Origin of the sequence: Paenibacillus shunpengii (genome assembly GCF_042684905.1) — a bacterium.
GTDB lineage: Bacteria > Bacillota > Bacilli > Paenibacillales > Paenibacillaceae > Paenibacillus > Paenibacillus shunpengii.
The window spans coordinates 35,774-55,765 of the sequence record NZ_JBHUMJ010000010.1; the positions used below are offsets into that span (position 1 = coordinate 35,774).

A 19,992-nucleotide genomic window follows, 5' to 3' on the forward strand; every position below is an offset into this window, starting at 1 on the left:
TTCATTGGTTTTTTATGTGAACATTTGATAGAATAATGAATGATAACAACCTGAGAGCCATTGGAGGTGTGAAAGCGATGGGGCCGAGCAAAGCCAAAGTTCGTCGTTTTCCTTTACTGCCTTTAAGAGGACTTCTCGTCTATCCGAGTATGGTGCTACATCTCGACGTGGGCAGGGAGAAATCCGTCAAGGCTTTGGAAAAAGCGATGGTAGAAGAACATCTGATTCTCCTGTGTTCTCAATCTGACGTAAATATAGAAGATCCTGCACGTGAGGATATTTATCGGATCGGTACAGTAGCGAAGGTCAGACAAATGCTGAAGCTTCCGAATGGAACCATTCGTGTCCTCGTGGAAGGACTTGAACGAGCAGAGATAACAGAGTATACAGATCAAGACGAGTTCTATGAAGTGCTGGCGGTGGAGCTGCTGGAGGAAGAGGCTGACCATCCAGAGACGGATGCATTAATGCGGACCGTTCTCAGCCAGTTTGAAAATTATATAAATCTATCGAAGAAGGTTACACCCGAGACTCTTGCAGCTGTATCCGATATTGAAGAGCCGGGGCGCCTTGCCGATGTCATCACAAGTCACTTGTCGCTGAAGATTAAGGACAAACAAGAAATTCTGGAAACCGTAGATGTGAAACAGCGGCTTGAGAAGCTGTTGGACATTTTGAATAACGAGCGTGAGGTCCTTGAGCTGGAGCGCAAGATTAACCAGCGGGTCAAGAAGCAGATGGAGAAGACCCAGAAGGAGTATTATCTTCGCGAGCAAATGAAGGCGATACAGAAGGAGCTTGGCGAGAAGGAAGGGCGTGCCGGTGAGGTTGAAGAGCTTCGTGCCGGGGCAGCAGAGCTGTCACTCCCTGACAAAGTGCGCGAGAAGGTCGAGAAGGAAATTGATCGGCTTGAGAAAATGCCCGCCAGCTCCGCAGAGGGCGGCGTTATCCGCAATTATGTGGATTGGCTGTTAGCTCTCCCGTGGAGCCGCAAGACGGAGGATGATCTGGATATTCATGCCGCTGAAGAAGTGCTGGATGCAGATCATTACGGTCTAGAGAAGCCGAAGGAGCGCGTACTTGAATATCTGGCTGTCCAGAAGCTGGTGAAGAAGCTGAAAGGTCCGATTCTTTGTCTTGTAGGTCCTCCTGGGGTAGGTAAGACATCACTTGCGCGTTCCATTGCCAAATCACTTGGCCGTGAATTTGTGCGTATCTCCTTGGGCGGTGTAAGAGACGAAGCGGAAATTCGCGGACATCGAAGAACGTATGTCGGTGCCATGCCTGGCCGAATCATTCAAGGAATGAAGACCGCAGGTTCACTGAATCCAGTATTTTTGCTGGATGAGATCGACAAGATGGCTTCTGATTTTCGCGGGGATCCATCCTCTGCTCTGCTTGAAGTGCTTGATCCTGAACAAAACAATACGTTCAGTGACCATTTTGTAGAGCTTCCCTTTGACCTGTCAAACGTCATGTTTGTTACGACAGCCAACACAATTCATAGTATTCCGCGTCCGCTCCTCGATCGGATGGAAGTGCTTAACATTCCAGGGTACACGGAGCTGGAGAAGCTGCAGATTGCAAGCCGCTATTTGCTGCCGAAGCAGATCACAGAGCATGGATTGACAGAAGAACAAGTGGAAGTACAGCAGGATGCTCTCTTGAAAGTCATTCGTGAATACACGAGAGAGTCCGGCGTGAGAAATCTGGAGCAGCAGATGGCTTCCCTATGCCGCAAGGCTGCGAAGAAGATCGTATCCGGCCACACAGGCAAGATCATTATCGCTCCGGATGATGTGAAAGATTACTTAGGTCCGCAGAAATTCCGTTACGGTGTTGCTGAGCTTGAGGATCAGATCGGGACAGTTACCGGACTTGCTTGGACAGAGGTTGGTGGTGAGACACTCGTCATCGAAGTGACGGTTGTACCGGGTACCGGTAAGCTTACCTTGACAGGTAAACTCGGGGATGTTATGAAGGAATCTGCGCAAGCAGCCTTCAGTTATACACGTTCCAAAGCAGGGGAACTCGGGATCGCGCCTGACTTCCACGAGAAGAATGATATTCACATTCACATCCCGGAAGGTGCCATTCCGAAGGACGGACCTTCTGCCGGAATTACAATGGCTACTGCACTGATATCTGCATTGACTAACCGTCATGTATCCAAGGATGTAGCGATGACAGGTGAGATTACACTCCGCGGCCGGGTTCTACCGATTGGCGGACTGAAGGAGAAATCGCTTGCGGCACATCGTGCAGGATATAAGAAAATTTTGCTCCCGAAGGATAATGAACGGGATTTAAGAGATATACCGGACAGTGTGCGAGAAGATGTTGAATTCGTACCTGTTGCACACATGGATCAAGTGCTTCAGCATGCACTGGTCGAACAGCAGGCAGGTGTGCACTAGATAAGCCAATGAGCATCAACGAGAGTTCCATTATTTCATTGGTGTGTTATGAAGAGAGGATAAATATCGATTATGAAAGTTACCAAATCCGAATTTATCATTAGTGCGGTCAGCCCTAGCCAATACCCTGAGGACGCCTTGCCGGAGATTGCTCTGGCAGGGCGTTCCAATGTGGGGAAATCTTCGCTGATCAATCGAATGATTAATCGTAAGAACTTAGCAAGAACGAGCTCAACCCCAGGCAAGACCCAGCAGCTTAATTATTACCGGATTAATGATGCGCTTTATTTTGTGGATTTTCCAGGCTATGGGTATGCCAAAGTGTCGAAGACGCAGCGTGCGCTCTTCGGTCAAATGATGGAGAAATATTTGCTTGAACGAGAAGAACTGAAGCTGGTCATGCAGATGATTGATATGCGTCATCCCCCTACGAAAGACGACATAATGATGTATGAATGGCTGAAGCACCATGGGCTTCCCGTATGCGTCGTGACTACGAAGATGGATAAGATTCCTAAGACACGCCGAGCCAAGCATGCAAAAGTTATAAGAGATGCGATCGGTCTTCATCCTGAAGACAGCTTTGTCTCTTTCTCGTCAGAGGAAGGCTTAGGCAAGGATGAGCTGTGGGCAGTAATATCCCGTTATGCAGGGTTTACAGAAGAACAGCCGTCTGTAGAAGAGTAGTCTTACAACTCTCATCAAAAGCAAGTGACAAGACGATCTTGCAGAACAATCGAGCTAACACGAACTTTCTTGCAGAATAATGAGCATTTTCCCTATGGGATGTATAATTTCAAGTTTCTTCCTGATTTTTAATGATTTAAAGCAGAAATTCATTGCATGGCAGAAGGGCGGGTTCCGCCCGCGGTAGTGTATAATGAAGCTAAGTAATGAACATTATGGTTTTAAATCGGCCTGACTACAGAATGGTCGGGAAAGAATTGAGGAGATTTTTATGGCTCAGCGGTTAGCCACAGAATATGTTAAAGCCACTTTGAAATTAACAGAACCTCAGATGCAGCAGTTTTTAAAAATGGCCGAAGACAGCCAGCTTCAGCACCAACGAGTGAAAGTGCTGGGCAAGGGCGGGCAGGATGTTGTACTTCGTGATGGTGCTGGAGAGGAAGTTTGTTTCCCATTTGATCGAGAAGATGGATTATATGTCTGTGAGTTGTCTTGCCGTCTAGTGAATCCTCAGCTGACGAGTGTCGTACGCAAGTTGTTTCTTACTTTCAAGGGTGAAGGAATGGAGAACCGGGTGTATGCTGGTTTTACTATGATGTATTTTTATTCCCAAGGCTCTGTTCGCAAGATTATTGAATTCAAACAAAACCAAGCTCGAATCGTATACGAATATAAGAATTCCTTGCAGGAGCTTGAACAGCAATACCGATCACGTGATGTTGAACAGAAAATTTCACGTGTGAAGAACAGCATCAACCAACTGCTCGATGCAAGAAACAAGGTGTCTTGCCAGGAGGAAATTCGTCATATTGATGAGCAGTTACGGATAGAAGCATTTATACTATTTACTCTTGAAGCTTAAACATATTCAAGCCAAAGCCTGCTCTTCACTGAGCGGGCTTTTCTTTAGTTCTCGTAAGCCTTGAACTGGATTATTTTTTTTAAGGTGTTTGTTCCACTTCAGATCATAAAAAATATACTGTATTGTTCTTGAAAAAACTGTTGCATTTGTAACGAATAGGTGTTATTTTTATTCTCGTTGAAAAGAATATAGGAACCAGGATTCACTCAGGACATTGTGTATGTTGCGAGAGATTTATCCCTCGGGAAGTGAATGACGTAGGTCCTAGCGGATGAAATTTTTCAAACATTTTATTCCTAGGAAGGGGGAACCGAAAGATGGGAAGTACAACTTTCGGAAGACACGTTGCTGTTGACACTTGGGGAGTAGACTTTGATCTGTTGAACAATGAGGATTACTTGCAAGTACAGATGGTAGAAGCCGCAGAAGCTTGTGATGCGACCATCTTGTCCGTGCAATCCAGACAGTTTGAGCCACACGGGGTTACTGTGCTAGTCATGTTGGCTGAGAGTCATCTCTCGATTCATACGCACCCTGAAAGAGGCTTTGCCGCGATTGATTGTTACACTTGTGGAGAATTGGTTGATCCGCAGCTTGCTGTTGAGTACCTGGTATCGGCTTTGAACCCGGAGAAGATTTTTTCGAAGACATTAGTGCGTGGTAATGGCGAATTAGATGTCGAACAGCCTGTAAAACAACAGATTGAGCTTGTATAATACACAGATTTATAATACGATACAATTAATAAAGAACCATGGAATTTCCATGGTTTTTTATATATTTTATGTAATTAACTAGAAATTCTCCTAACGGTAATATCCGATTGCGAGTAGTACAAGTTTCAAATGGGTTTGCAACGTATAAATTAATGAAGTGGCGGTAAAATTAAGTAGGCAAAATGGAATCCATAAGTTAAGAAGATGAGGATTTCATAAACATGTCATAAAAAGCATTAGGGCGAAACTGTACATATGTTATACTAAATACTGCTTGAGGCTAATTGTTAATAACACATTTGATGTTTTTATAGACTAAATCCATTTCGTTTGAAATTGATTCAATAATTTACCGAATTTTGTAGAGGCAGGTGAACTTGCAATGCACATCGTCGCAGTTGGGTTAAACTATCGCACAGCGCCTGTAGAAGTAAGGGAACGGTTTACATTTGACGAAAAAGACCTGCCATCAGCGCTCCGAGAGCTCAAGAAGACAAACAGTGTATTGGAAGGCGTCATCGTTGCTACATGCAACCGTACGGAAATGTATGTGGTGGTTGATCGTCTCCATATGTGCGGGTATTTCATACGCAGCTTCATGGAGCAATGGTTTGGTATTTCCCGCGAGGAGTTTACTCAACATCTCTATATATATGAAGATGAACAGGCGATACGTCATTTATTTCGGGTAACCAGTGGACTGGACTCCATGGTGATCGGAGAGACCCAAATTTTAGGCCAGGTTAAGCAGGCCTTCTTAACGGCTCAAGCTGAGAAGGCAACCGGAACATGGTTTAATACGCTGTTCAAGCATGCCATCTCTTTAGGCAAGAGAGCGCATAGCGAGACCTCGATTGGTGAAGCGGCGGTTTCTGTCAGTTATGCTGCGGTTGAACTAGGCAAGCGCATCTTTGGCTCCTTTAATCACAAGAAAGTAATGATTCTTGGTGCAGGGAAGATGAGTGAGCTCACTGTTCAGCATTTATATGCGAATGGTGCGGAAGAGGTAATTGTGGCGAATCGGACCTTCTCACGTGCAGAGGAGCTGGCAGCCAAATTTGACGGAACGGCATGTACCATGGAGCAGGCATTTACGCGTCTCCATGAAGTGGACATTTTGATCAGCTCAACAGGAGCGAAGGATTTCGTTATCTCGGCTGATATGGTTAAAGACAGCATGAAGCGAAGAAAGTCACGTCCTTTGTTCATGATCGATATTGCTGTGCCTCGGGATATTGATCCTGTAATTTCAGATATTGCTAACGTCTTCTTATATGATATCGATGATCTTGAAGGTGTGGTTGAGACGAATCTGGAGATGCGCCGGATCGAGGCGGCGAAGATCGATTCCTTTATCGAGGAAGAGATCGAAGAATTCAATCACTGGCTCAAAACTTTGGGAGTTCGTCCTGTGATTCGAGCTTTGCAGGAGAAGGCCAACAGTGTCCATGAAGAAACGCTCGAGAGCTTGTTTAACAAGCTGCCTGAGCTGGATGAGCGTCAACGTAAGGTGATACGCCGACTGACGAAGAGTATGCTTAATCAGATGACGCATGAGCCAATTAACCGTATAAAAGAAATGGCAGTGGATAAGAATGCGGATGATGCATTATCGATGTTCACTACCATGTTCGGTCTTGAGGAAGAGCCTGAAGTCAAGGAAGAGTCTTCTGTTTCCCCAAGAGTGAATATGAAGCCGGCCACGGAGCCTAGTCGTGAGGTGGAGCAAGCACCTTCACGGATTGCATATGTTCCAGTGAGCCTGTAAGGCAGGTGTCATAAGTGTCTACAGTAGATACGATTCACACTTTGCTGATTTATATTTATGCCCTGAGCCTTCTGTTTTATTTCTCGGATTGCATTCGACGCAACACGAGTGCGAAGCGGATGGGCACAGGGCTTCTTGCTGTCGTGTCCCTGATGCAGCTGATTTACTTGATTCTCCGAACCGTTGATTTGGGACATATTCCGATCTATTCGATGTATGATTTTGTATTCTTATTTACGTTTAGCATCGTCATTACTTCTCTGATTATGACAACGTTCAGGAAATCGGAATATATCGTATTCCTGCTGAATGTGGTCGGATTCAGTGCTTTGGTGCTCAGTGATTTTTGGCTTGCTCCGGTCGTTAATCCTATGCTTAATTGGCAGACCGTACATGGACTTCTTGTCATGCATATCGCTCTTGCTAATCTGGGGTTTGCTGCACTGACACTCGCCGCCGTATTTGCTGCGATCTATCTCTTCCTGCATTTCCGGCTCAAATCGAAGCAATGGGGCGATACGATGCGGCGTATGCCGAGTCTTGAAATGCTCTATCTGTACATGAACAAGGCAAGCTCTATTGGGACGCCCATGCTCGGCGTTTCAGTCATGCTTGCTGTATTATCGATCATGGCAGAGAAACGCTGGCCATTATTACTCGATGCCAAAGTTCTCTCAACACTCATTGCATTATGCATCTATTTAGGATACTTCATTTCAAAACGATACAATGGTCAAGCTCCCCATGTTATGGCACGGTGGACGCTAATCGGTTATGTCTTTGTCATTGTTAGTTTTATTAGTAATGCTTGGTCTGTATTTCACCGCTGGACAGGAGAGTGAAGTAAATGGAGCAGGCTTATGTTCCGATATGGCTGGATTGCTCAGACCGCACTGTCATTGTTATTGGCGGTGGTCCAGTGGCTGAGCGCAAGGTAAGTGGACTTCTTAATTCAGGAGCGAACATTACGATCATCAGTCCCACGATGACCGAGAGACTTCTTCAGCTGGCTCAGCATAGTGAAGTCTCCTGGATTCAAAGGCCCTACCGTCAGGGAGACCTGAGAGGGGCTTTTCTTGTATATACAGCTACAAATCACACGGATATCAACCGACAGGTGGTTAAAGAAGCGAAAGAGACGGGTGCTTTGGTGAACAGCGCAGATGAGCCTCGCAGCGGTGATTTTATTACACCGAGTGTCGTACGGCGCGGCAGGATGTCGATCGCCGTGTCAGCCTCGGGTTCAAGTCCGGGAGCGGTCGCACGCATTGCGAAGCAGCTAGACCAACAATATGGTGATGAATATGGTGTGTACTTTGATTTTTTGCATCAAATTCGTCAAACCATTCTGTCTCGTATTGAAGATCCGAACAAAAGAAGACATCTGCTGAAGAAAGTATTAGAGTTAGATATATTAGATGAAATTAGAGAAGGACGCTTTGAATTATGGTCCGATGAACAACGGAATGAATGGATTGCAGACAATCAGGAGGGGTAATGAATAAATGCGAACGATTGTAGTAGGAAGCAGACAAAGTGCACTGGCTCTAACACAGACAGGGCATGTCATTGATGATTTGAAGAACCTGTGTAAGCAGCATGGGCTTCCATTTGATTTTGAGATCAAGAAGATTGTAACGAAGGGCGATCAAATCCTGGATGTTACGTTGTCCAAAGTCGGGGGCAAGGGGCTGTTTGTAAAAGAAATTGAGCAGGCCATGATGAACGGCGAGATTGATATGGCTGTACATAGCATGAAGGATATGCCTTCTGTACTTCCCGAACCACTGACTACCGGTGCCGTGCCGCGCAGGAAGGATCCAAGGGATGCCCTGATATCCAGAACCGGATCTTCCCTGGATGAGCTGCCTCAAGGTGCAAAAGTAGGGACGAGCAGTCTGCGCAGAGCGTCTCAGCTCAAAGCTTACCGTCCTGACTTTCAAATTGAATGGATTCGCGGCAATATTGACTCCAGACTCCGCAAGCTTGAGACGGAAGGCTTTGATGCCATTATTCTCGCTGCGGCGGGACTTTCTCGTATGGGATGGGAAGATCGAATAACAGCTTATTTGTCTCCGGACACTTGTCTGCCTGCGGTAGGCCAGGGTGCGCTCGGTATTGAATGCAGGAAGGATGACAAGGAGCTCCTTCATTTGCTCAGTTTGTACAATGATTTGGAGACGGCCCTGCCGGTTGCAGCTGAACGGAAATTTTTGAATGTGCTGAACGGAGGCTGCCAAGTACCTATCGGAGCGTATGCAACATGGGTTACTCATCAAGGAGAGGATGGACATAAGCAGCTTATCGAGCTGACGGGTATGGTTGGAACACCGGATGGATCGACAGTGCTTAAAGAGACGGTGATTGGGAGCGATCCTGAACGTCTTGGAGAGGAAGTTGCTGAACGCTTGATTCGTAAAGGCGCAGAGAAGATACTGGCAGACGTAAGGGGATGAGGAAATGGCAGGTAAGGTCTATCTCGTGGGTGCAGGACCGGGGAACGCGAAGCTTATTACAGTAAAGGGCTGGGAGTGTATTCAGAAGGCAGATGCGGTCGTCTATGATCGTTTGGCCAGTCCCAGACTGCTTCGAATCATGAAGCCTGGAGCTTCCAAAATCTATGTTGGCAAAAAAACAAACCGTCACACAATGAAGCAGGAGGATATTAATCAGCTGCTTGTAGATCTCGCTCTTGAAGGTAAAACCGTCGTTCGTTTGAAGGGCGGGGACCCGACCATTTTTGGAAGAGTCGGTGAGGAGGCAGAGCTGCTTCGCAGGTATAATATTCCTTATGAGATCGTGCCGGGAGTCACCTCTGCAATCAGTGTGCCGGCCTATGCCGGTATCCCTGTCACACATCGGGATTATGCATCATCCATTTCAATTATTACTGGACATGAGAGTCCGGATAAGCTGAATAGAGCGATCTATTGGGATAAGGTAACGAATGCCACAGGAACCCTGGTGTTTATGATGGGGGTCGCTAACATCGGCTATATCAGTCAGCAGCTGATTGATCATGGCAGACCGAAGGATACGCCTGTGGCACTGATTCGCTGGGGGACTTGGGCTGAGCAGGACACCCTTGTAGGTACACTTGAGGATATCGAGCACAAGGTGCAGGAGCACGGATTTCGTCCACCCGGCGTCATTGTCGTTGGTGATGTCGTCAAGCAGCGTGAACGGCTGCAATGGGCAGAATTCATGCCTCTCTTTGGCAAAAGAATACTGGTGACAAGAGCAAGAAGTCAGGCAAGTGAGCTCGTCACACGGATTGAGGAATTAGGTGGGGAGCCTTACGAGCTGCCTGTTATTGAAACGGTTCCTGTCCAAGCAGATCACCAGAGGGAGCAAATTGCAGAAGCACTAGATCAGTTAGAGCAGTATGACTGGGTCATATTTACGAGTGTGAATGGAGTCGAGCATTTCTTTAGAGCAATGGAAGAACAGGAGAGAGATATACGTTCACTCTATCGCGCAAGAATTGTGGCCATTGGCCCGTCAACGAAAAAGGCACTTCGAGACCGAGGAATTCTGGCAGAGCAGGTTCAAGGATCTTACCAACAGGAAGGGCTGATGGATACCTTTGACGCCGATCTGCTTCCTGGGCAGAAGGTGCTGCTGCCTACAGGTAATCTGGCTCGCCCTTGGCTCTCCGACAAACTGAAGGAGAAAGGACTTGAAGTCCACAGTGTCAGTGTATATGAGACGGTTATACCTGATGAGCAGGACGATGAGCTGATAGGACTCTTGCAGAAGGGTAAAGTCTATGCTGTCACATTCACCAGCTCTTCAACAGTAACGCACCTTCTGACACTGTTAGAACGGATGGGATGTGAACAGCCTGCTTCTTTATTTAAAAATGTTCACGTCGCCTGCATCGGACCTGTTACTGCAGAAACGGCCGCGAACGCGGGGCTTCATGTCAGTATCGTTTCAGAAGAGGCGACAATAGAGAGCTTGGCGGATGCACTGTGTCATATTAGCGACTATGTGCATGATATTTAAATTTAAGATAGGATATAGGCGAACTAGAGAAAGGGGTTATTCAGAATGGGATTTCCAATCGTAAGACATCGCAGACTTCGGCAGTCCGCCGGTATTCGCAGTATGGTGCGTGAAACACATTTGAATGTCAGTGATTTTATACAGCCGATCTATGTTACATACGGTACAGGGGTTAAACAAGAAATTTCGTCCATGCCTGGAGTGTACCGTTTCTCACTCGATACGCTAAAAGAGGAAGTACAAGAGATTGCTGAGCTCGGCATTCCGGCTGTGCTTCTATTTGGTATTCCAGATACGAAGGACGCTGTAGGTTCTTCCGCCTATGCAGAGAATGGAATTGTACAGGAAGCAACGAGACTCATCAAATCCTGGTACCCCGATCTGCTCGTCATTGCAGATACCTGCCTGTGTGAGTTTACGGATCACGGTCATTGCGGAATGATTCATACGCATGAACGTGACGGTCATGTATGTGTTGATGTCCTGAATGACGAATCGCTTGAGCTGCTGGTGAAGACCGCTGTGTCCCAGGCAGAAGCTGGAGCTGATATCATTGCACCATCCAACATGATGGACGGTTTCGTAGGTGCGATTCGTGCAGGGCTTGATGAAGCAGGATTCACGCATATTCCAATTATGTCTTACTCGGTGAAATACGCCTCCGGCTTTTACGGACCTTTCCGTGAGGCAGCAGATTCAGCACCCCAGTACGGTGATCGCAAAGCTTACCAGATGGATCCGGCTAATGCAAGGGAAGCGCTGCGTGAAGCCGAAACGGATGTTCTTGAGGGAGCAGATATGCTGATGGTGAAGCCTTCTTTATCTTACCTGGATGTGATGCGCACGATTAAGGATCAATTTGATCTGCCGCTGGTTGCGTATAACGTCAGCGGTGAATATGCGATGGTCAAAGCCGCAGCGATCAATGGTTGGATTGATGAAGAGAAGGTGGCCATGGAAATCCTGCTCAGTATGAAGCGTGCTGGAGCAGATATGATTATTACGTATTATGGCAAAGATGCAGCCCGCTGGCTGTCAGCTCGTTAATTCTTAGAAGAGATACATTATGCATATAAAATTTATGAACAGAGGAGTGAGTTTTGAGAATGAGTGAACAGAATCGACAGCCGCGCAGGGAGGAACGTTCCCGAAACGCTTTTGAAGAAGCGAAGCAATACATGCCTGGCGGTGTGAATAGTCCGGTACGTGCATTTAAATCTGTAGGGCTGACTCCAGTATACGCAGACCATGGCACAGGTTCTAGAATCTATGATATTGATGGTAATTCTTTTATTGATTATGTGGCTTCCTGGGGTCCTCTTATTATGGGACATGCCCATCCGGAAGTGATATCCGCGATTCAAGAGACAGCTGTAAAAGGGACAAGCTTCGGCGCGCCGACTCTTATTGAAACGGAAATGGCCAAGCTGGTATGCGAGCGCGTACCTTCCATCGATGTTGTTCGTATGGTGAACTCTGGCACGGAAGCTACGATGAGCGCGATCAGACTTGCTCGAGGAGCAACAGGCAGAAGCAAAATTTTGAAATTTGAAGGCTCCTATCATGGACACGCGGACAGCCTGCTGATCAAGGCAGGTTCCGGAGTAGCAACTCTTGGACTTCCGGATAGCCCTGGTGTTCCAGAAGGAGTAGCTGCCAATACGATTACCGTTCCTTATAATGATCTGGAATCGGTTCGATTGGCATTTGATAAATTCGGGGAACAGATTGCTGCGATCATCGTTGAGCCTGTAGCAGGCAACATGGGGGTTGTGCCGCCAGCGGCAGGATTCCTTGAAGGGCTGCGCCGGATTACCGTAGAATACGGCAGCCTGCTTATTTTTGACGAGGTCATGACCGGCTTCCGTGTAGGGCTTCACAGCGCTCAAGGGCGGTTCGGTGTCATCCCGGATTTGACTTGCCTTGGCAAGGTCATTGGCGGCGGCTTGCCTGTTGGCGCCTATGGAGGAAGAAGAGACCTGATGGAGCAGGTGGCTCCGGTCGGTCCAATCTATCAAGCGGGTACACTCAGCGGTAATCCGCTGGCGATGGCAGCAGGCTATACGACACTTAAGCTCCTTAACGAAGAAGTATACACTCGTCTTGAAGAACTGGGTGCAAGGCTAGCCGCTGGCTTTGAGAAGAATGCGAAGGAGCTGGGTGTTCCTGTAACCATCAACAGAGTCGGATCGATGGTATGTCCATTCTTTACCGATCAAGCAGTGACGAATTATGATGTTGCCAAGTCGAGCAATCTGGATCATTTCCGTGCTTACTTTGGCCATATGCTTCAGGAAGGAATCAGCGTAGCCCCTTCTCAATTCGAGGGGATGTTCATCTCCGGGGTGCATAGTATCCAGGATATCGATGATACGATTGAAGCGAACTATAATGCGCTGAAGGCTTTATGATGAAGTATAAGAAAAGAGGAGATTGGGCTGAGCTGATGCCAGGCAAAAAGGTGCTCTCCCAGGATGATCGGAGTATGGCAGCTGAGAAATGGCTGCTTGATGAGCTGGGTATGCCCGAGAAGCTCTTGAACGAGCTGAAAGCTAATAACGGTATTCAACTTGCAGGGGACCGGCTTCGGCTGGCCCTTTTTCCTTCTGCACCGTATGGAATTGTACCACGATATGTAGAGCTTGATGTACTCTATGAGGATGATTTTTGCCTTGTTGTAAACAAGCCGGTAGGGATGCCTATTCATCCAGACGGAAGTGAGCGTCAGGACGGAATCGTCACGCTTGATCATGCAGTGGCTGGATATTACCAGGCAAGTGGACTCGAGGTCGCAGTGAAGCATATCCATCGACTGGATGTGGACACATCAGGTCCAGTGCTGTATGCGAAGAACCGCTACGCAGAACTGAAGCTGAATGCCATGATGCAGCTTAAGCAGATCGAGCGCAAATATGTTGCAATCGTTCACGGGGTCGTAGCACAGAATAAAGAGAAGATCGACTTGCCGATTGGCAAGGACAGACATCATAAACAGAGAAGAAGAGTCTCCCCTACGGGGCAGCATGCAGTAACACATATGGAGACATCCGAAAGACTAAGAGAAGCAACCGTGATCCGGCTTCGTCTGGAGACAGGGAGAACACATCAAATTCGGGTGCACCTAAGTCATTTGGAACACCCCTTGTTTGGCGATACACTGTATGGCGGTATGAGAGAAGGAATTCGCAGACAGGCACTGCATGGAGAAGAGCTCAGCTTCAGGCATCCTTTTACGGGAGAGTTACTTACGGTTACAGCCCCTTGGCCTCAGGATATGATGGATTTATATGACTCGTTAAAATTGTAAATATAATATGAATCCTCGGATAATGGTATGAGTCTTTTGACCAGTGCATATACATGTTCACGAGAAGCATCTTGAGTTTACTTGTGTAACATGACGTAAAGCTATGAAAATCTCATGGTGAATATATGCTGTGAAAGGAGGACTAGCGCTATGTTAAACCCGCCGTATGGACTTCGGTTTGATATTTACGAGCGTGTTCATCTGCCTGAAGATGTGCCTGCCATTAGTGAGCTGGATGAGATCGAATTGTATCCTCGCATACAGGTTATCTCGGAGCAGGAGCATGCTGCGCTACGTGGACACTTGCTGTTGTCCGGTATTTATCAAGGAGAGAATAATCAGCAGGAGGAGCTGTCGCATCAGATTCCTGTTGAGATTACGATTCCGCTCAGCCGTGTCGCATCCATTGAAGATATTGCAGTGGAGATTGAGAATTTTGACGTGGATTTGCTGTCGACACGCAGTCTGAACATTACGGGCGTGCTCTCTTTGCGCGGTATTGAGGGAATTGGGCCGGCAGAAGAAACCTCTGACTGGAATCCGGAGGAGTTTACCGTTGTTCATTCTAATTCAGGTGAAGAAGAGACGACGACCAACCCGCTATATTCGGGGTACAATCCGTATAACCGTGATCCATTCCTAACGGATGCAGAACAAAAAGAAGCGTTGTTGTCGGAATCGGAATCTCCAGAGGAGCTTCATTATGATTCGGTAGCCCCGGCGTATTCACCTTCAAGGCCTTTTTTGCATACGCCATATGAGGCGTCAGTATCCGAGCCGGCAGAAGAGAGCAGTGCTGCATGGTCTCTTCCGTATGAAGCGGAGTCGGTCGGTGATTCCGTGAATCGGGAAGAAGCTCAGCCACAGGTTCCGTACAGCGCAAATACAATCGACAGCATAGAGGAACAGTACTACGAACAGGATGCAGAAGAGGCGGATCGGGGACAAGATGATCCATTGAATCAATTCGGTGCGCTCACGTCCGTTAATCAAGAGCCGGAAGCATACTCAGCCCCAGAGGTGTGGAGCTTCGAGCCTGCTGTAGTTTCGGGCTCAGAGCGTGACTCGGGAGCTCCTGCTGCAAGTGCAGATGCGGATTCAGCTTCCGCAGTGATTGAAGAGTCATCCAGCCTTGGTGATTCGGAGGTCGAACTTGAGACAGACTCTAGTCCGCGAGAGCCCGAAGCTCAGGAGGTCTTGCTCGAAGCGGATGTGCCGCAGCCGGATCCTTCCCAAGAGAAGCCTGAACTGAAGGTTGCCTTTGGAACCAAAAAATCGGTCGAAGCTTCGGCACAAGGCTCCTATGGAATTACTTCACTCTTACAAAAGAACAGGACGGCAGAAGAAGTCCTGCAGCTGGAAGAGGAGCTTCCGATTGAACAGCGTGATGAAGAACCGGCAGAGGAGATTCAATGGAAGAGTCTGTTTCTCGGAAGCGGTGCAGAGCAGACGCCATTCAAGAAGGTTAGACTCTGTATCGTGCAGCGTGAAGAAACGCTAGAAACCATTGCTGATCGGTATCAGCTCAGCACGCGTGAGCTGCAGCTATATAATCGTCTGTCCGAGCAATCGGTAGAGGAAGGTCAGGTACTCTACATTCCGTAGTAGAGCTGCATACAGGAGAGTTCCCGGTTTGAATCGGGGACTCTTCTTTTTTGTCATGTAAGGTCAAAAGCCCGGTTGACGAATGGCACAAAAGAAATGTATGATGACTGTAGGATTGGGAATACAATGAATAACAACAGTAATTAATCTAACGACTTGGATCGGGAATAGTAGGCAGTGAGCCCTTCAGAGAGTGGAATTGATATGGTGTGAAATTCCGCAGGATCGTGAGCTGTACCGAAGTCGCCCGTGAGTTGCCCTTTTGAACTTTCTTGGTATGATGAGGAAGCTAGAATGCGGCCGGTAGCAGCCGTTATCTGCCTAATGAAGTGTCATATCGAGATTAATGATTTCGCTTTTTACAAGTGAATTCGGACCTGCTCGGTTATGAAACAAAGGTGGTACCGCGAAAGAATGGCCTTTCGTCCTTTGAGGATGAAGGGTCTTTTTGTATTTTCAAGAATGTGTTAAACGAAGATTAATTGGAGGAATGTATGATGTCAGAACCGACAGCAAATCCGAACCAGACGGAAATGTCGACAACTTACGATCCGCGGGCAGCGGAACAGAAATGGTATCCATATTGGATGAATAATGAATTTTTCAAGGCAGGTCAGCGCAAGGATGCGAAGCCTTTTACGATCGTGATCCCTCCGCCTAACGTTACGGGTATTCTTCATATCGGGCATGCACTGGACTTTACGCTGCAGGATATCATTATTCGGGCCAAAAGAATGCAGGGCTACGATGCGCTCTGGCTTCCCGGCTCTGACCATGCAGGAATTGCGACACAAACAAAGGTCGAACAGAAGCTTAGAGAAGGCGGTGTATCCCGCTATGATCTGGGCCGTGAGAAATTCCTTGAGAAGGTATGGGACTGGAAGGAAGAATATGCGAACACGATTCGTTCCCAATGGGCGAAGATGGGGCTTTCGCTGGATTACTCCCGTGAGCGGTTTACGCTGGATGAAGGTCTGTCCAAGGCCGTTCGTGAAGTCTTTGTTAAGCTGTACGAGAAAGGGCTCATTTACCGCGGTAAACGCATTATTAACTGGGATCCTGCAGCACGCACGGCCTTGTCAGACATTGAGGTTGAATACAAAGAGATACAGGGACATTTGTACCATTTGAAATATGAGCTGAAAGACGGAAGCGGCTCGATCACGGTGGCCACAACACGTCCGGAAACGATGCTTGGAGATACCGCTGTTGCTGTACATCCTGAAGATGAGCGTTATAAGGACATGATTGGCAAGACCCTCGTGCTTCCGATTATTGGTCGTGAAATACCGGTGATCGCGGATGAGTACGTGGACAAAACGTTTGGCAGTGGAGCTGTGAAAATTACTCCAGCCCATGATCCGAACGATTTTGAGGTGGGCCTGCGTCATGATCTGCCGCAAATTACGGTTATGGATGAGTCCGGTAAAATGAATGAAGAAGCCGGCAAATATAAAGGACTGGACCGCAGTGACTGCCGCAAGCAGATCGTTCTTGATCTCAAAGAATCCGGTGTCCTGATTAATATTGAAGACCACACACATCAAGTGGGCCATAGTGAACGTTCCGGTGCGGTTGTAGAGCCTTACTTGTCCACGCAGTGGTTTGTAGCTATGCAGCCGCTCGCAGAACGTGCCATTGAAGCACAGAAGAGCGGTAAAGGAGTTAATTTTGTTCCTGACCGCTTCGAAAGAACCTATTTGCAATGGATTGAGAATGTTCGCGATTGGTGTATTTCACGTCAGCTGTGGTGGGGTCACCGCATACCTGCGTGGTACTGTGATGCTTGTGGTGAAATTCATGTCAGCCGTGAGGATATGACGGCTTGTCCGAAGTGCGGATCGCAAGAGCTTCGTCAGGACGAAGACGTCTTGGATACTTGGTTCAGTTCAGCACTATGGCCGTTCTCCACACTTGGCTGGCCGGAAGAGACAGAGGACCTGAAGCGTTACTATCCAACCTCTGTACTTGTAACGGGATATGATATCATTTATTTCTGGGTAGCACGTATGATCTTTACGGCACTTGAGTTTACGGATGAAATTCCGTTCAAGGATGTCCTGATGCATGGGCTCGTGCGTGATTCGGAAGGACGTAAGATGTCCAAGTCGCTGGGCAACGGAGTAGATCCGCTTGAGGTTATTGAAAAATACGGAACAGACGCGATGCGCTACATGCTCTCCACAGGGATTACTCCGGGTCAGGATCTGCGCTTCCGTTGGGAACGTGTTGAGCAGGCCCGCAACTTTGCGAACAAGATTTGGAATGCCTCCCGCTTTGCGCTGATGAACCTGGAAGGCTTCAAGGCGGAAGACATAGATATTTCAGGTGAACTGACTACAGCGGACCGCTGGATTCTGCATCGTCTGAACGAAACAGCGAAGGACGTAACTCGTCTGATGGATGCCTACGAATTCGGAGAAACGGGCCGTACATTGTATAATTTCATATGGGACGATCTCTGTGACTGGTATATTGAGTTCTCCAAGCTCTCATTATACGGGGAGGATGCGGATGCAAAACGCAAAACACAATCCGTTCTTGCCTATGTCCTTGACCAAACCATGCGCCTGATCCATCCGTTTATGCCGTTTATCTCCGAGGAGATCTGGCAGCACCTTCCACATGAGGGTGAGACCATTACTTTGGCAGCTTGGCCAGAATTCAATGAGGCCTTTGTTAATGACAAGGCTGTCGCTGAGATGAATACGCTTATGGATCTGATTCGCGCAGTACGTAATATCCGTGCTGAAGTGAATGTACCGATGAGCAAAAAAGTTGAACTGCACATAAATGCAAGTGGTCAGGACAGCCTGAATATTATTGAAAATAACTTGATTTATGTTCGTCGTTTCTGTAATACTTCAGAACTATCTACTGGAACAGAACTTTCTACACCAGAAAAGGCGATGACTGCTGTGATCTCCGGTGCCGAGCTGTATTTCCCTCTTGCAGGTTTGATTGACATTGATCAAGAGATCGCGCGTCTCACGAAAGAGAAGGAAACACTGGATAAGGAAGTATTGCGGATTGAGAAGAAACTGGGCAACGAGGGCTTTGTATCCAAAGCGCCTGAGAAGGTAATCGAAGAAGAGCGTGCGAAGCTTGCGGATTATTCTGATAAGCGGACAAAAGTCATTGCACGAATTGACGAACTTCAAAATTAATATAAGACGGCAGGTGTTCCTTACTACTGTGAGGGATGCCTGTCTCTTACTTACTTTATACTTAGAAGGTGAAGCATATGGATCGAACCACTGGTAATAGCACGGCTGCTCCGCTGAATACGTATCATGACGCGGTAGCTTGGATCAACAATCTAATTCCGTTTGGAATCAGACCGGGACTCTCCCGTATTGAATTGCTCTTGTCTAAGCTGGGTAATCCGCATCAGCATCTGAAGTTTATCCATGTCGCAGGAACGAACGGAAAAGGTTCTACCTGTGCCTTTTTGACGTCAGCCTTAAGACAGTCCGGTTATGATGTAGGTACATTCACTTCACCGTACATTACCAAGTTTACGAATCGGTTTCAGTACAACGGGGAGGACATCCCTGAAGAAACTTTACTGATGCTTGCAAGACGCCTTCATCCGTTAGTAGAGGAAGTCGCGGAGACAGAGCTAGGGTCTCCCACCATGTTTGAGGTTGCGACGGCGCTTGCAATTCTGTATTATGCTGAGGTGTGCTATCCTGATGTAGTGGTATGGGAGACAGGACTCGGGGGAAGGCTTGATGTAACAAATGTCGTAACTCCCATTATTTCCGTGATCACCAATATTGGGATGGACCATACCGATATTCTTGGAGATACGATCAGCCAAATCGCAACTGAAAAGGCAGGAATTATTAAACCCGGCGTTCCTGTCGTCAGTCTAGTAGAGCAGCCGGAAGCGATTCAAGTCATTCGTGAGGTCGCAGAGAAACAGAAATCCACCTTATATCTTGCTGGTGACCAGTTTACCTATGAACAGGTTCAGGTTAATAAGGATGGACAGAAATTGCATTTTAATGGACCGTTTCGTGAACTTGATGTGGAGCTTACATTGCAGGGCAAGCATCAATGTGCCAATGCCGCTGGGGCTTTAATGACACTTGAAGTGCTGCGCCAATACATGGCGTTCTATATGGAAGAGGAAGATTTGCAAAAAGGTTTCCGACTTGCCTCTTGGGCAGGCCGTTTCGAGAAGGTGCCAGGCGAACCGCTTCTCATTCTGGACGGAGCGCATAACCCTGAGGGGGCTGAGATGCTGGCACAGAGCATCAAGGATCTGTATCCAGAGCGGAAACTAATTTTAATGATGGGCATGCTGGAGAATAAGCATCACAAATTGTATTTTGAGCATATACTGCCACTAGTGGATACGCTTATCCTGACTGAGCCAGATTTCCGACGTAAAATGGACGCGGCCCAGTTAAAAAATATGGTAGAAGAGCTTCGTCCATCCTATGCCAAACCAAACCTTGACATCATCGTAGAACCTTCATGGAAACAAGCATTGAGCTTACTTAAGTTACGGACGGAAGCGGAAGATCTGGGGGTTGTGTCCGGCACATTATATTTGATTGCCGATGTAAGGGCCGCCCTTCTGCATCAAACCGATTCTGAAAAAGGTTGGTGAA

General features: G+C 47.4%; 15 protein-coding genes. All 15 read left to right on the forward strand.

The annotated features are described in order from the left end of the window. Positions 1-77: 77 nt before the first annotated feature. Positions 78-2,417 carry an endopeptidase La gene (lon, locus tag ACFSVM_RS21880; RefSeq protein WP_076315120.1) on the forward strand — a complete coding sequence of 780 codons (2,340 nt, stop codon included), beginning with the start codon at positions 78-80 and terminating at the stop codon, positions 2,415-2,417. A gap of 72 nt (positions 2,418-2,489) precedes the next feature. Next, complete coding sequence (gene yihA / locus ACFSVM_RS21885) at positions 2,490-3,104, forward strand: ribosome biogenesis GTP-binding protein YihA/YsxC (protein ID WP_076315121.1); 615 nt, start codon at positions 2,490-2,492, stop codon at positions 3,102-3,104. 271 nt (positions 3,105-3,375) lie between these two features. After that, positions 3,376-3,966, forward strand: coding sequence for a non-ribosomal peptide synthetase module (locus ACFSVM_RS21890; RefSeq protein WP_076315122.1), 591 nt, complete (start codon positions 3,376-3,378; stop codon positions 3,964-3,966). Positions 3,967-4,283: 317 nt separating this feature from the next. After that, positions 4,284-4,682, forward strand: coding sequence for an adenosylmethionine decarboxylase (gene speD, locus ACFSVM_RS21895; RefSeq protein WP_076315123.1), 399 nt, complete (start codon positions 4,284-4,286; stop codon positions 4,680-4,682). A 382-nt stretch (positions 4,683-5,064) separates the two neighbouring features. After that, positions 5,065-6,450, forward strand: coding sequence for a glutamyl-tRNA reductase (gene hemA / locus ACFSVM_RS21900; RefSeq protein WP_076315124.1), 1,386 nt, complete (start codon positions 5,065-5,067; stop codon positions 6,448-6,450). A 14-nt stretch (positions 6,451-6,464) separates the two neighbouring features. Then, positions 6,465-7,292 (forward strand): cytochrome c biogenesis protein CcsA, encoded by an 828-nt coding sequence (gene ccsA, locus ACFSVM_RS21905; RefSeq protein ID WP_076315125.1) that lies wholly within the window; start codon positions 6,465-6,467, stop codon positions 7,290-7,292. 5 nt (positions 7,293-7,297) lie between these two features. Next, positions 7,298-7,948: a precorrin-2 dehydrogenase/sirohydrochlorin ferrochelatase family protein gene (locus tag ACFSVM_RS21910; protein WP_076315126.1), complete on the forward strand. Its 651-nt coding sequence runs from the start codon at positions 7,298-7,300 to the stop codon at positions 7,946-7,948. Positions 7,949-7,955: 7 nt separating this feature from the next. Further along, positions 7,956-8,906, forward strand: coding sequence for a hydroxymethylbilane synthase (gene hemC / locus ACFSVM_RS21915; protein ID WP_090726931.1), 951 nt, complete (start codon positions 7,956-7,958; stop codon positions 8,904-8,906). Positions 8,907-8,910: 4 nt separating this feature from the next. After that, positions 8,911-10,458 (forward strand): uroporphyrinogen-III C-methyltransferase, encoded by a 1,548-nt coding sequence (gene cobA / locus ACFSVM_RS21920; protein ID WP_076315128.1) that lies wholly within the window; start codon positions 8,911-8,913, stop codon positions 10,456-10,458. 45 nt (positions 10,459-10,503) lie between these two features. Beyond that, complete coding sequence (gene hemB / locus ACFSVM_RS21925; RefSeq protein ID WP_076315129.1) at positions 10,504-11,505, forward strand: porphobilinogen synthase; 1,002 nt, start codon at positions 10,504-10,506, stop codon at positions 11,503-11,505. Positions 11,506-11,564: 59 nt separating this feature from the next. Then, a complete protein-coding gene (hemL, locus tag ACFSVM_RS21930; protein ID WP_076315130.1) occupies positions 11,565-12,869 on the forward strand; it encodes a glutamate-1-semialdehyde 2,1-aminomutase in 1,305 nt (434 codons plus the stop codon). Beyond that, a complete protein-coding gene (locus tag ACFSVM_RS21935; protein ID WP_371264609.1) occupies positions 12,866-13,765 on the forward strand; it encodes an RluA family pseudouridine synthase in 900 nt (299 codons plus the stop codon). Before hemL ends, ACFSVM_RS21935 begins: the two co-directional genes overlap by 4 nt. A 150-nt stretch (positions 13,766-13,915) precedes the next feature. Beyond that, positions 13,916-15,370 carry a LysM peptidoglycan-binding domain-containing protein gene (locus ACFSVM_RS21940; RefSeq protein WP_076315132.1) on the forward strand — a complete coding sequence of 485 codons (1,455 nt, stop codon included), beginning with the start codon at positions 13,916-13,918 and terminating at the stop codon, positions 15,368-15,370. Positions 15,371-15,867: 497 nt separating this feature from the next. Continuing rightward, complete coding sequence (locus ACFSVM_RS21945; protein ID WP_076315133.1) at positions 15,868-18,537, forward strand: valine--tRNA ligase; 2,670 nt, start codon at positions 15,868-15,870, stop codon at positions 18,535-18,537. Positions 18,538-18,614: 77 nt separating this feature from the next. Beyond that, entirely contained in the window at positions 18,615-19,991 is a 1,377-nt protein-coding gene (locus ACFSVM_RS21950; protein ID WP_379264569.1) for a bifunctional folylpolyglutamate synthase/dihydrofolate synthase, read from the forward strand. The last annotated feature ends 1 nt before the right edge of the window (position 19,992 follow it).

Excerpts from the sequence above, each read along its gene's own strand:
- lon (WP_076315120.1), top strand. The coding sequence starts at position 78 with ATGGGGCCGAGCAAAGCCAAAGTTCGTCGTTTTCCTTTACTGCCTTTA.
- yihA (WP_076315121.1), top strand. The coding sequence starts at position 2,490 with ATGAAAGTTACCAAATCCGAATTTATCATTAGTGCGGTCAGCCCTAGC.
- ACFSVM_RS21890 (WP_076315122.1), top strand. The coding sequence starts at position 3,376 with ATGGCTCAGCGGTTAGCCACAGAATATGTTAAAGCCACTTTGAAATTA.
- speD (WP_076315123.1), top strand. The coding sequence starts at position 4,284 with ATGGGAAGTACAACTTTCGGAAGACACGTTGCTGTTGACACTTGGGGA.
- hemA (WP_076315124.1), top strand. The coding sequence starts at position 5,065 with ATGCACATCGTCGCAGTTGGGTTAAACTATCGCACAGCGCCTGTAGAA.
- ACFSVM_RS21910 (WP_076315126.1), top strand. The coding sequence starts at position 7,298 with ATGGAGCAGGCTTATGTTCCGATATGGCTGGATTGCTCAGACCGCACT.
- hemC (WP_090726931.1), top strand. The coding sequence starts at position 7,956 with ATGCGAACGATTGTAGTAGGAAGCAGACAAAGTGCACTGGCTCTAACA.
- cobA (WP_076315128.1), top strand. The coding sequence starts at position 8,911 with ATGGCAGGTAAGGTCTATCTCGTGGGTGCAGGACCGGGGAACGCGAAG.
- hemB (WP_076315129.1), top strand. The coding sequence starts at position 10,504 with ATGGGATTTCCAATCGTAAGACATCGCAGACTTCGGCAGTCCGCCGGT.
- hemL (WP_076315130.1), top strand. The coding sequence starts at position 11,565 with ATGAGTGAACAGAATCGACAGCCGCGCAGGGAGGAACGTTCCCGAAAC.
- ACFSVM_RS21935 (WP_371264609.1), top strand. The coding sequence starts at position 12,866 with ATGATGAAGTATAAGAAAAGAGGAGATTGGGCTGAGCTGATGCCAGGC.
- ACFSVM_RS21940 (WP_076315132.1), top strand. The coding sequence starts at position 13,916 with ATGTTAAACCCGCCGTATGGACTTCGGTTTGATATTTACGAGCGTGTT.
- ACFSVM_RS21945 (WP_076315133.1), top strand. The coding sequence starts at position 15,868 with ATGTCAGAACCGACAGCAAATCCGAACCAGACGGAAATGTCGACAACT.
- ACFSVM_RS21950 (WP_379264569.1), top strand. The coding sequence starts at position 18,615 with ATGGATCGAACCACTGGTAATAGCACGGCTGCTCCGCTGAATACGTAT.